Source organism: Streptomyces europaeiscabiei, assembly GCF_001550375.1.
In the GTDB taxonomy this organism is placed as follows: Bacteria; Actinomycetota; Actinomycetes; order Streptomycetales; family Streptomycetaceae; genus Streptomyces; species Streptomyces europaeiscabiei.
Genome location: NZ_LRTR01000807.1, coordinates 57,265 through 69,028 on the forward strand (window position 1 = coordinate 57,265; position 11,764 = coordinate 69,028).

9 protein-coding genes and 1 pseudogene are annotated in these 11,764 nt (G+C 71.2%); 5 read left to right on the forward strand and 5 right to left on the reverse strand.

Features of this window, described 5'->3' with window-relative positions:
* The first annotated feature begins 771 nt into the window (after positions 1 to 771).
* Positions 772 to 951 (forward strand): hypothetical protein, encoded by a 180-nt coding sequence (locus tag AWZ10_RS50960; protein WP_244172709.1) that lies wholly within the window; start codon positions 772 to 774, stop codon positions 949 to 951.
* A 74-nt stretch (positions 952 to 1,025) separates the two neighbouring features.
* On the opposite strand, the gene AWZ10_RS40060 is transcribed toward AWZ10_RS50960, so the two are convergent.
* The 3 genes from AWZ10_RS40060 to AWZ10_RS40070 are packed head-to-tail and all read right to left on the reverse strand — an operon-like array spanning position 1,026 to position 3,618.
* Positions 1,026 to 1,718 (reverse strand): 3-oxoacid CoA-transferase subunit B, encoded by a 693-nt coding sequence (locus AWZ10_RS40060; protein WP_046702576.1) that lies wholly within the window; start codon positions 1,716 to 1,718, stop codon positions 1,026 to 1,028.
* Positions 1,715 to 2,410, reverse strand: a complete 696-nt coding sequence (locus tag AWZ10_RS40065) for a 3-oxoacid CoA-transferase subunit A (protein ID WP_046702575.1) — start codon at positions 2,408 to 2,410, stop codon at positions 1,715 to 1,717. The genes AWZ10_RS40060 and AWZ10_RS40065 overlap by 4 nt, the downstream gene beginning before the upstream one ends.
* On the reverse strand, positions 2,407 to 3,618 hold the full coding sequence (locus AWZ10_RS40070; RefSeq protein ID WP_060893520.1) for a thiolase family protein: 1,212 nt from the start codon (positions 3,616 to 3,618) through the stop codon (positions 2,407 to 2,409). Before AWZ10_RS40070 ends, AWZ10_RS40065 begins: the two co-directional genes overlap by 4 nt.
* A 71-nt stretch (positions 3,619 to 3,689) precedes the next feature.
* Between AWZ10_RS40070 and AWZ10_RS40075 the strand changes: the two genes are divergently transcribed.
* Together AWZ10_RS40075 and AWZ10_RS40080 are read left to right on the forward strand one after the other, a co-directional pair.
* Complete coding sequence (locus tag AWZ10_RS40075; RefSeq protein ID WP_046702573.1) at positions 3,690 to 4,571, forward strand: LysR substrate-binding domain-containing protein; 882 nt, start codon at positions 3,690 to 3,692, stop codon at positions 4,569 to 4,571.
* Positions 4,572 to 4,885: 314 nt separating this feature from the next.
* The gene (locus AWZ10_RS40080) at positions 4,886 to 5,680 is read left to right on the forward strand and encodes a methyltransferase domain-containing protein (RefSeq protein ID WP_060893521.1); all 795 of its coding nucleotides are present in this window, start codon (positions 4,886 to 4,888) and stop codon (positions 5,678 to 5,680) included.
* A 65-nt stretch (positions 5,681 to 5,745) separates the two neighbouring features.
* Here the strand turns inward: AWZ10_RS40080 and AWZ10_RS40085 are convergent, their stop codons facing one another.
* Both AWZ10_RS40085 and AWZ10_RS40090 read right to left on the reverse strand, forming a co-directional pair.
* A complete protein-coding gene (locus AWZ10_RS40085) occupies positions 5,746 to 6,180 on the reverse strand; it encodes a cupin domain-containing protein (RefSeq protein ID WP_046702571.1) in 435 nt (144 codons plus the stop codon).
* Between the two features lie 291 nt (positions 6,181 to 6,471).
* A pseudogene (locus AWZ10_RS40090) lies at positions 6,472 to 8,014 on the reverse strand (AMP-binding protein).
* 384 nt (positions 8,015 to 8,398) lie between these two features.
* On the opposite strand from AWZ10_RS40090, the gene AWZ10_RS40095 reads away from it, so the two are divergent.
* Together AWZ10_RS40095 and AWZ10_RS40100 are read left to right on the forward strand one after the other, a co-directional pair.
* Positions 8,399 to 9,580, forward strand: a complete 1,182-nt coding sequence (locus AWZ10_RS40095) for a carboxylate-amine ligase (protein WP_060893522.1) — start codon at positions 8,399 to 8,401, stop codon at positions 9,578 to 9,580.
* A 242-nt stretch (positions 9,581 to 9,822) separates the two neighbouring features.
* Positions 9,823 to 11,607 carry an N-acetylglutaminylglutamine amidotransferase gene (locus AWZ10_RS40100; protein WP_060893523.1) on the forward strand — a complete coding sequence of 595 codons (1,785 nt, stop codon included), beginning with the start codon at positions 9,823 to 9,825 and terminating at the stop codon, positions 11,605 to 11,607.
* Positions 11,608 to 11,764 lie beyond the last annotated feature (157 nt).

The window sequence follows — 11,764 nt, forward strand, 5'->3', positions numbered from 1 at the left end:
GCAGGCAGCGCCCAGGCACGGTGTGCCGGCCCAGTGGTGGCGCACGCATCCGTCCCGCTGCGGGCCTGACAAGTCCCGGACCGACGCGGAACCCGGACTCTCACTCCCTGGAAGCCACCAGAGAAATGCCGGAGGTCTGGCCACAAGGCCGACTGAAGAACTGGATGAAGCCCCCTCCCCCCTTCCCCCTTCCCCCGGCGCACGTCGCGGTGCGCCTCGGCCTGGCGGAGATCAGCGGACCACACGGCAGTCTGTCCAAGAGACAGAGCGCGCGGACCCGGCGATCAGTTCAAGCCACCTGGCCAAGTTGTCCACGATTCAACCATACGAATTGCGCGATTCACCGCATCGAGGGCAGCCGATCTCCCCATCGACCCGGGAATCGGTCCGTGAGCGTCACTGAATACCGGGGAAGCGTGCGGCTTCGGCTCGGCAAGAGGACCGCGCCACCGGATGTCGCCGCGACGGCGATCGTGCCGTCGCGGATCTGACCGGACCGCCCGCGATCCTCGGCCGGTACGGCTTTCGCGCGATGACGACCACGCGTGCCCTCACGTGCGAACATCTGGGCCGCCGCCGGGGCAGTCCCCCGACGAAAGTCATGGGACACATGGCCGCCGCGTCCGGGCCGACCGTACCGGAGTGTCGGATGGGGCCCGGGAGACTTCGGCGCCCCCGACATCCTGGTGAACAACGCGGCCGTCGTCCTACCTGCCGGCCGGCATCGGCCACGTGCCCTTCGACGCGCGGCGACCCACGTTCGCCGTCAACGTGGACGGGACCTTCCTGGCCTCGAAGGCGTTCCTGCCGGACCTGAAACAGTCCGGGTCAGGACACGTCATCAACATCACATCTTGGTCTGGTCCGGGCGGCCTTGGCCGTGGCCGTGGTGGCCGTGGTCGTGGTCGTGGTCGTGGAGAACGCAGCACGCCCCGCTGGCACCGACGGTGATCCGGTGTCGGCACCCACAAGACGTCGTCCGCGTTCCACTACCACGTGCTCGCCCCCTCCCGAGCGACCCGGACCTAGCGCAGCGTGATGCCGAGCCGCTCCGCGAGTTCGTGGGCGCCGACTCCGTACGTCTCCCGGATCCGTACGCCGTCGGGGCCGACGTCGAAGACGCCGTGGTCCGTGTAGACGCGGCTGACACAGCCGACGCCTGTGAGCGGGTAGGTGCACCGGGGCACGAGCTTCGGCTCACCGGAGCGGGTGAAGAGCGTCATCATCACGTAGACGTCCTTGGCGCCGATGGCGAGGTCCATGGCGCCGCCGACGGCAGGGATGTCGTCGGGCCTGCCGGTGTGCCAGTTGGCGAGGTCGCCGTCGAAGGCGACCTGGTACGCCCCGAGGACACAGACATCGAGGTGCCCGCCGCGCATCATCGCGAAGGAGTCGGCGTGGTGGAAGTACGCCGCCCCCGGCAGTTCGGTCACCGGGACCTTGCCGGCGTTGGTCAGGTCGGGGTCGATCGCATCGCCCTCGGCCTTTGGGCCCATGTTGAGCATGCCGTTCTCGGTGTGCAGGACCACCCCGGAGTCGGCCGGAAGGTGGTCGGCGATCCTGGTGGGCTGTCCGATCCCGAGGTTGACGAAGGCGCCGGCCGGGATGTCACGTGCGATGACGGCGGCCAGCTCGTCCGTCGAGAGCCGGTGGTCGGCGCTCTGCGGCACCCCGGCGTGGGCCTGGCCGCCCGACGTGGTGGTCGATGTGGTGGTCATCGGGCCCCCTGCACGGTGTAGTGGCGGGCCTCTGCCTGGACGACCCGGTCGACGTAGATGGACGGGGTGACGACGGCCTCGGGGTCGAGCGTCCCGGCCTCGACGACCTCGTCGACCTGGACGATGGTCGTCGTGGCGGCCGTGGCCATGACCGGTCCGAAGTTGCGGGCGGTCTTACGGAAGACGAGGTTGCCCAGCGTGTCCGCGATGTGCGCGCCGATCAGTGCGTAGTCGCCCTTGATGGGGTACTCCAGCAGGTACTTCCGGCCGTCGATCTCGCGCTCCTCCTTGCCCTCGGCCAGCGGCGTGCCGACCGCGGTCGGGCAGTAGAACGCGCCGATACCGGCACCGGCCGCGCGCATCCGCTCGGCGAGGTTGCCCTGCGGCACCACTTCGAGGTCGATCTTCCCCTCGCGGTAGAGGCCGTCGAAGACCCAGGAGTCGGCCTGGCGCGGAAAGGAGCAGAGCACCTTGCGCACCCGGCCGGCGGCCAGGAGCGCGGCCAGCCCGACGTCTCCGTTGCCGGCGTTGTTGGACACGATCGTGAGGTCCTTCGCACCCTGCCGGATGAGTGCGTCGATCAGATCGAACGGCATCCCCGCCAGGCCGAAGCCGCCGACGAGGACGGTGGACCCGTCCTCGATCCCGGCGACCGCCTCGTCGGCGCTCTCAACGATCTCCGCCCTGCTCACTTGCCCGCCTCCGTGACGTCGACGTCGCAGTTCTCCAGGACGACGGCCAGCCCCTGGCCCACCCCGATGCAGATCGCGGCGACGCCGTAGCGCTGCTTCGTCTCGCGCAGCACCTTGGCCAGCGTGGCGAGGACACGACCGCCCGAGGCGCCCAGCGGGTGCCCGATCGCGATGGCTCCGCCCCTCTGGTTGACGATGCCGGGGTCGACCTTCCACGCGTCGACGCAGGCGAGTGACTGCACGGCGAAGGCCTCGTTGACCTCGACCGCGCCCACCTGGTCCCAGTCGATGCCGGCCCGGACCAGCGCACGGTTGGCGGCCTCGACCGGCGCGTAACCGAAGGCCTGCGGCTCCAGCGCCATCACGCCACGGCCCGCGATGCGGGCGATCGGGTCGGCCCCGATCGCGGCCGCGGCCCGCTCGCTGCCCAACAGCACCGCGGAGGCACCGTCGTTGAGCGGGCTGGCGTTGCCCGCGGTGATGGTGCCGCCCTGCTCCGGCGTACGGAAGACCGGCTTGAGCCCGGCCAGCACCTCCGGCGTGGATCCGGCTCGGATGCTCTCGTCGCGGGTCAGGTCGACGCCTTCGACGGGCACCACCAGGTCGTCGTAGAAGCCCGACTCCCACGCGGTGTGGGCGAGTCGGTGGGAGCGGGCGGCGAACTCGTCCTGCCGCTCGCGGGAGATCCCGAAGCGTTCCCGGAGCTGCTCGTTGGCCTCGCCGAGACTGACCGTCCACTCCTTCGGCATCCGCGGGTTGACCAGCCGCCAGCCGAGTGTGGTCGAGACCGCGGTGACGTCGCCGGCCGGGAACGGTTTCGCCGACTTGGGCAGCACCCACGGCGCACGCGTCATCGACTCCACACCGCCGGTCAACACCACCTCGGCGTCGCCGGACTCGATCGTCCTGCTCGCCGTCATCGCCGCGTCGAGGCTCGAACCGCACAGCCGGTTCACCGTGGTGCCGGGCACGCTCACCGGAAGCCCGGCGAGCAGCGCGGCCATGCGGCCCACGTTGCGGTTCTCCTCGCCGGCGCCGTTGGCGTTGCCCCACACCACGTCGTCGATCGCGGCGTGGTCGAGGCCCGGCACCTTGGCGAGCGTGGAGGTGATCGCGGCGGCGGCCAGGTCGTCGGGGCGGACGCCGGCCAGCGCACCGTTGAAGCGGCCGAACGGCGTCCGGGTCGCGGCGTAGATGAAAGCGCTCATGGCAGCGACGGTAGTCCCGGTCCACGATATTCTGAAGTACGCATATTCGATCCGATTGATATGGACGACATATGGATCTGCGTCATCTCCGGTACTTCGTGGCGGTGGCCGAGGAGCGTCACTTCGGTCGCGCCGCCGTACGGCTCCACATGGCGCAGCCGCCGCTCTCCCAGCAGATCCGCCAGCTGGAGGCCGAGCTGGGTGTCGAGCTGCTCCACCGCACCACCCGCCGTGTCGATCTCACCGAGGCCGGCCGGGCGTACCTGGAGCGGGCACGTGCGATCCTCGCCGATGTCGACGAGGCCACCCATCACGCACGCCGCGTCGCCGCCGGCACGGTCGGCCACCTCGCGATCGGGTGCGTGGGTTCGGCGACGTACAGCCTCCTGCCGGCGCTCTCTCGGCGGCTCGCGGAGGAGCTTCCCGGCGTGGACTTCTCCTTCCGCGGCGAGATGCTCGCGCCCGACCAGGTCGAGGCGCTGCGCTCCGGCGCGATCGACGTCGCGCTGCTGCGTCCTCCGGTGGCCGACCTCTCCCTCACCGTGCGCACGCTGCGCCGGGACCGGCTCGTCGTCGCCGTACCGGTCGACCATCCGCTCGCCCGCCGCTCACGGCTGCGCGCCGCGGATCTCGCCGGTGCCGATCTGATCGTGCACTCCGCCGACCGCCGGTCGGTGATGTACGACGTCGTCCTGAGCCTTCTGCGCGACGCCGGTGTCGAGCCGCACATCCGCCACGAGGTCGGCGAGACCTCGACGCTGGTCACACTCGTGGCCGGTGGTCTCGGCGTCGCGGTCGTGCCCGAGCCCGTGACCGCGCTGGCGCTCGACGGCGTCGCCTACCTGCCACTGGCCGGGGCCGACGCACGCGTGGAGCTGGCCGTGGCCCACCGTGCCGACCGCTCCGAGCCACACCTGGCGCGCACGGTGGGGATCATCCGGGCGATGTTCTGAGACGTCCGCCGAAGCCGGACGAGGCCGCCCTCGCGCTCCCCGACCCGCCTTCGAGCGCGAGGCCGCCGCCACGCCGACGCCCGACGACAGCGTCGTCGACGGCACGTGGAGCCGGGCGCGCTTCGACATCGTCCTCGCGGCCGTAGGTGGATGACGGCGCCTGCCGTTCCGATGCGATCTCCGGATTCGACCGACCCCCTCCTGGGCGACCACCACGCTTCCGTCAACCGGTGGAACACCCTGTGCGTCATGGTCCGCGACAGCATCCCCGCCGACCACAATGAGCCACCGACGCACCAGGGAAGGGACCCACAGTGGCCGACTACTCACTGACCCTCGACGACTCGGAGATCGCGCGCTACCGGCTCATGGCCGACATCGCCGAGCGGCGTGAACGCGAGCTGTGGACGGCCGCCGGAGTGGTGCCCGGGGCGCGGATCGCGGACGTGGGGTGCGGACCGGGCGCGCTCTCGGTGCGGCTGGCGGACATCGCGGCCCCCGACGGTGCCGTATGGGCGGTGGACCGCGACGGTGACGCACTGGCCGTCGCCGCCGCGCTCGCCGAACGCTCCGGCGTCCCCGTGCACACGTCCGCCGGCTCCGCCGACGCCACCGAGCTGGCCGAGGGCACGTTCGACGTGGTGATGCTCCGGCATGTCCTCGCCCACAACGGCGGCCGGGAGCAGGCGATCGTGAGCCACCTCGCCGAACTGGCCAGGCCCGGCGGCGGTGCGGTGTACCTCGTCGACATCGACGCGACCGGCTTCCGGCTGCGGGGCGCGCCCGCCGCGTACGACGAGATGAGCGAGCGCTATCACGAACTGCACCGGCGCCGGGGCAACGACCTCGCCGTGGGCACCCGGCTCGACGAACTCCTCACCGCGGCCGACCTCGAAGTCGTCGCCTACGAGGGCCACATCAACGTCATGACACCCCCGCCCGGCATGCGCGGCCCCGCCTGGGCCGCCCGCGACGCCCTGCTCGCCGAAGGCCTTGTCACCCCCGGCGACATCGCCCGCTGGGACGAGGCGTTCAGACAGGCCGAACAGGCCGTCACCGGCCTCCGCTTCTTCGGCAACACCTACATCGCCGTCGGCCGCCGCGCCTGACACCCGGGCCCACTGAATACCGACACAGCCGACGGCGCAAGTGGTCCCGGCCGTCCGCCGGGTGGTCACTCGAAGGAGCAGCCCGGGTTCGGGGCGTCCTCGGAGAAGGGGGCGCCGTGCGGGAGGACGTAGAGGACGAGCAGGACGAGCGGGGTGTCGCCCAGGTTGCGGCCGATGTGGACGTAGTCGGTTCCGGCGGGTTCCTGGATGCTGTCGCCGGTGCCGTAGACGCCGTCGGTCTCGCATGTGGAGTCGTAGTGGCTGAGGGTGCCCTGCTTGACGACGCCGTACAGCGGCCCGTCGTGGTAGTGCCAGCCGGTGGCCTGACCGGGCGGGATCGTGACCTCCCGCAGGATGTAGTCGGTGCCGTTCGCGGTGGTCCGGCTGATCACCCGGCCCGAGACCCCCGGACCCGCGGGCGTGGCATGGGCGGTGCCACCCACCACCAGTGCGGCGACGGTCACCGCCCCGGCGACGGCGGTGCGGAGCGTGCGGCGCATACGGGGCCTCCTGCAAGGCGGGTACGAGAGCGGTTGCCGCCGTGAACATAGGCTGCCGCAGGGGCTGTTGGGGAGGGAATCCCCGAGATCCGCACGCGTCCCGCCGAAAGTGGACGCGTTCTCGTCGTCGGGGTGTCCGGCCGAGCCCGGGGTTCCACGCCGTACTCAACGGCCTCCGGTTGCAGTGGGTCCTGGAGCAGGGGCTCGACATCATCGGGCCGGTCGACGACTTCGTGCGCGTCCTTCTCGAACGGGACCACGGCTGAGCCGACCGGCACGCGGGCCGGAACGTCAGTTGACGCCCCGGCTCCGCCCGGACCAGTACGGCTCCCGCAGCTTGAACTTCTGGATCTTCCCGGTCGCCCGTCCTCGGGATGGCCTCCCGGAACTCCACACTCGTCGGGGCCTTGTACCCCGCCATCCGCTCCTTGCAGTGCGCGATGATCTCCGCCTCGCTCACCGCCGCTCCTCCGGCCAGGACGATCAGCGCCTTGATCGTCTCGCCCCACTTGGCGTCCGGCACTCCGATGACCGCGACCTCCGCCACCCCGGGGTGGCTGAAGATCGTGTCCTCCACCTCGATCGACGACACGTTCTCGCCACCCGTGATGATGACGTCCTTCTTCCGGTCCGAGATCGTCAGATGTCCGTCCCCGGTGTGGACGGTCCCGCCGTCGCCCGTGTGGAACCAGCCGTCCTCCAGCGCCGCCGCAGTCTCCTCGGGCTTCTCCCAGTAACCGTCGAGGACCACGTTCGACCGCGCCAACACCTCACCGGATTCCGCCACTTCGAGCCTCACGCCGAGCGCCGGCAGACCCGCTCGCGCCAGCTTCCGCGCCCGCTCCTCGCCCGGCAGCGCCTCGTCCCCGGGCCGTGCGCGGTTGAACGTCAGGAGCGGTGAGGTCTCCGTCAGGCCGTAGATCTGGGTGAACTCCCAGCCCAGCTCCTCCCCGACCCGCTGGATCATCCGGCTCGGCGGCGGTGCTCCCGCGCACACGATCCGTACCCGGTCACGCCCCGGTACCGGGCCCTCCCAGCCCGCCGCCGCGTCGAGCACCGCGTTCCACACCGCGGGCGCGCCGCACATCAGCGTCACGCCGTGTTCGTCCACCCGGCGCAGGATCTCGGCCCCGTCGGCCTTGCGCAGCACCACCTGTTTGGCCCCGAGGCCGGCCATCACGAACGGCATACCCCAGCCGTTGCAGTGGAACATCGGCAAGGTGTGCAGGTACACGTCCCGCTCCCATGCCCGTGTGTGCAGACCGAAGGTCAGCCCGTTCACCCAGATGTTGCGGTGCGTGAGCTGAACTCCCTTGGGTCGTGCGGTCGTTCCCGACGTGTAGTTGATCGTCGCGGTGGCGTCCTCGTCCGGGCTCGACCAACGCCGTGGCTCCACACCGAAACGCATCAGTTCCGTCTCCGTCTGCTCCCCCAGCGTGAACCGGTGGGCCACCTCGACGTCGGCGACCGTCTCCCGGACCTCGGGGTCGACCAGCAGCACCTAGGCGCCACTCTGCCGTACGACGTACTCGATCTCCTCCGCCTTCAGACGGAAGTTGACCGGCACACAGATCCGTCCGCTCATCGGCACCGCGAACAGCAGCTCCAGCAGCCGGGCCGAGTTGTGGCTGACCACCGCCACCCGCTCGCCCTCCCCCACCCCCAGCGCGTCCAGCCCTGCCTGCCAGGCCCGCACCCGCTCGCCCAACTGTCCGTACGTCGACGGCGCCACCGGCGCCGCGGGCTGACCCGGCTCGTCGATCACACCTGGACTGTCGGCGAACCCCAGCTCCGCCCTGTCCAGGAAGTCGGCGATGGTCATCGGAACGCGCATTCCTCTTCACTCCCCTGCCTTGTGCCTCGTACGAGTTGCGCTTCGTACGAGTTGTTCCTCGCCCACCGGGCGCGCACGCCACCTGATCGAGTACCTCCGACCTCGACAGCCGCGGCGGCCCGCCAGGTGTTGCCGCCTCGCGCAGGGCCTCGCACACTGAGCGGGAACATGTCGATCAGTGCAGCGACGGCGGCCTCCGGCCCGCCGGGCCACGGCAAGGACGCCGAAGGCGAGCTGCGGCCGCCCGCACAGTGCCGTACGCGAGTGGCGGAAGTACATGGGTGAGGCTTATTCAGCCATTTGTCGGGAACTCGAAGTGCGCAGCGGTCGTCGGCGGGGCTCCGGCCCGGCGGGCGATTTCGGGTAACGGATGAGGGAGAAGCCGTGACCGTTCGTGTAGGCGTAGAGGAAGAGTTTCATGTTCTGGACGCGGAGAGCGGGCGGCTGGTGCCAGGTGCCGGTGCGGTTCTCGGCCACCTGAGCGGGTCCGAGTTCAAGAACGAGCTGCAGCGGTCGGCGGTCGAGTGGAACAGCCGGGTGCACGCCTCGCTGGAGTCCCTGCACGCCGATCTGGCCGGGGCGCGGCGGCGGCTGGACGCCGCGGCCTCCGAGCTGGGGCTGGCCGTCGTCGCGGCCGGGACCGTGCCGTTGGCGCGGGTGGTGTCCGGTGACACCACCCCCGATTTCCGCTACCGGTACATGGCCGACGAGTACCGGCAGGTCTCCGACGAGCATCTGGTGTGCAGCGCACAGGTCCATGTCGACGTTCCCGATCGCGACACGGCCGTGCGGATCATGTGCGCCGTCTCGCCCTGGCTGCCCCCGCTGCTGGCGCTGTCCGCCAGCTCACCGTTCTGGCTCGGTGCCGACACGGGATACGCGAGCTGGCGCACGATGCTGTGGCAGCGCTGGCCCACCGCCGGTCCGGTCGGCTGCTTCGCCGGAGCCGCCGAGTACGACGCGGCGGTCGCGGGCCTGATCCGCTCCGGCGTGATCAAGGACCCGGGAATGATCTACTACGACATGCGGCCGAGCCAGCATCAGCGGACCCTGGAACTGCGGATCTGCGACGCCTGCCCGCGGCCCGAGACGGTCGTGCTCATCACCGGGCTGTTCCGCGCCCTGGTCGAGGACGCCCGGGGCCGGCTGGAGGAGTCGGGGCGGACTTGTGCCGGTGGGCACGAATGGCTTCGGCCGGCGGTCTGGCGGGCGGCCCGGGCGGGCCTGGAGGGCGACCTGGTCGACCCGGTCACCCGCCGCGCCGCTCCCGCCCCCACTGTCCTGCGCTCCATGCTCCGGCGGCTGCGCCCGACCCTGGAGGCCTTCGGCGACTGGGACACCGCACGCGCGCTCACGGACGAGGCGCTGGCTCGGGGCAGTGCGGCGCACCGCCTGCGCGGGGTGGCCGAGGAGGAGGGTCTGCTCGCCTGCGTCGAGACGATGGCCGCCGAGACCCGTGGCGGGCGCAGGCGGAGCCCCGCCGCCCGGGCCGTACCCGTCGCAGTGCCCGATGCCGCCCCGCCCGGGGCCCCGGCACCGCACTCGGTGGGGACCCTCGGCGGCTGACGCCCGAGCGGTCGTGCAGAGAGGCAGGCACCGGTCGTTGCCCGCGACAGAACGCCTCGGCGCGGAGAAGCTGGACGGAGAGGCCGTCGTCCGCCCGTGGTGCGGTGCCGCCCGTGATCAAGGAGAGTGGCTCGCATGCCCAGCAGCACCGACACGAATGCGAATCCGAGCGGCTTGTGCTCGCTTACGGCTCCGCCTCCGGGCACGGCAGGCTGCCGCCCTCTGCGAGGGGGTGCGGCCTGATGTGCGGTCTGAGCGGCGAGATCCTGTTCGACGGCGGACGGCCCGACCTGGCTGCCGTGGAGCGCATGACCGACCGTCTCGCTCCCCGGGGACCGGACGGCAGGGGCCTGTGGTCGCAGGGCTCCGTCGCGCTGGGGCACCGACGGCTGAAGATCATCGATCTGTCCGAGTACGGGGCCCAGCCGATGGCCGACCCCGCGGCGCGGATCGCCGGTGTCTTCAACGGGTGCGTCTACAACTACAAGGAGCTGCGTGAGGAACTGCGTGGTCTCGGCCACCGCTTCTTCTCCGGCTCCGACACCGAGGTGGTGCTCAAGGCGTACCAGCAGTGGGGAACCGCCTGCGTCGACCGCTTCTACGGGATGTTCGCCTTCGTCATCGTCGAACAGATCACCGGCCGGGTGGTGCTGGCCCGTGACCGGCTGGGCGTCAAGCCGCTGTACCTGGCCGAGGCGCCGGGGCGACTGCGTTTCGCCTCCTCGCTGCCGGCCCTCCTGGCGGGCGGCGGCGTCGACACCTCGCTCGACCCGGTCGCGTTGCACCAGTACATGAGCTGGCACGCCACCGTGGCCGCGCCCCGCACCGTCCTCGCCGGCGTACGCAAACTGCCCGCCGCCACCGTGCGCGTCGTGGAGCCGGACGGCCGCCACCGTGACATCCGCTACTGGCAACCGCCGTACACCCGTTCGCCCGAGTACGCGCACCTGGGCGCGGACGACTGGCGGGACGCGGTGCTGGACGCGCTGCGCACCGCCGTACGCCGGCGCATGGTCGCCGACGTACCCGTGGGCGTTCTGCTGTCGGGCGGCCTCGACTCCAGCCTGATCGTGGCGCTGCTGGCCGACGAAGGTCAGCGTGATCTCGCCACGTTCAGTGTGGGCTTCGAGGCCGAGGGCGGTGAGGAGGGCGACGAGTTCCGTTACTCCGACCTGGTCGCCCGGCACTTCGGCACGGACCACCACCAGCTGATGGTGCCCTCGGACCGGGTGTCGACGGCGCTGGACGGGGCGATCGAGGCGATGAGCGAGCCGATGGTCAGCCACGACGTGGTGGCCTTCCATCTGCTGTCGGAGCAGGTGGCGAAGGAGGTGAAGGTCGTCCAGAGCGGTCAGGGCGCCGACGAGGTCTTCGCCGGCTACCACTGGTATCCGGACATGGCCGCCGTCCCGAGAGGGCGGGCGCCCGAGGCGTACGCAAAGACGTACTTCGACCGGTCCCACCATGACCTCACCGGGATTCTGCGGCCCGACATGCTGCCCGATCACGACGTGTCCGGCGACTTCGTACGGGAGCACATGACCCGCCCGGGTGCCGAGACGGCGCTCGACGCGGCGTTGCGGCTCGACACCGAGGTGATGCTCGTCGACGACCCGGTCAAGCGCGTCGACAACATGACCATGGACTGGGGGCTGGAGGCCCGTGTCCCGTTCCTCGACCACGACCTCGTGGAACTGGCCGCAGCCTGCCCGCCGGAGCTGAAACTCGCCGACGGCGGCAAGGGGGTCCTCAGGGCCGCCGGACGCCGGGTCCTGCCCTCGGAGGTCGTCGACCAGCCCAAGGGCTACTTCCCGGTCCCCGCCGTCAAACACATGGCGGGCCCCGTGCTGGGGCGGGTCCGTGAGGCGCTGTCGGCGCCCGAGGCCAGGTCACGTGGCGTCTTCCAGGACGCGTACGTGGCCAGGCTGCTGTCGGCACCGGACGAGCACCGCACCAGGCGTGGGGCGAACGCGCTGTGGCAGGTAGCTTTGCTGGAGATATGGCTGCAAACCCACGGAATCAGTTGACCGGGGCGCAGGGGACCCGTCCCCCGCGTCCGGCGACGGAGTCCCTGTCGTATCCGCTGACGGGCCCCCCCTCGCACGCCCCCGTCGGCGAGGACGTCGCCGACGGGGTGCCGTGGCGCACCGAGGACCATGGCGCCGCCTCCGCGGTGGCGGCCGG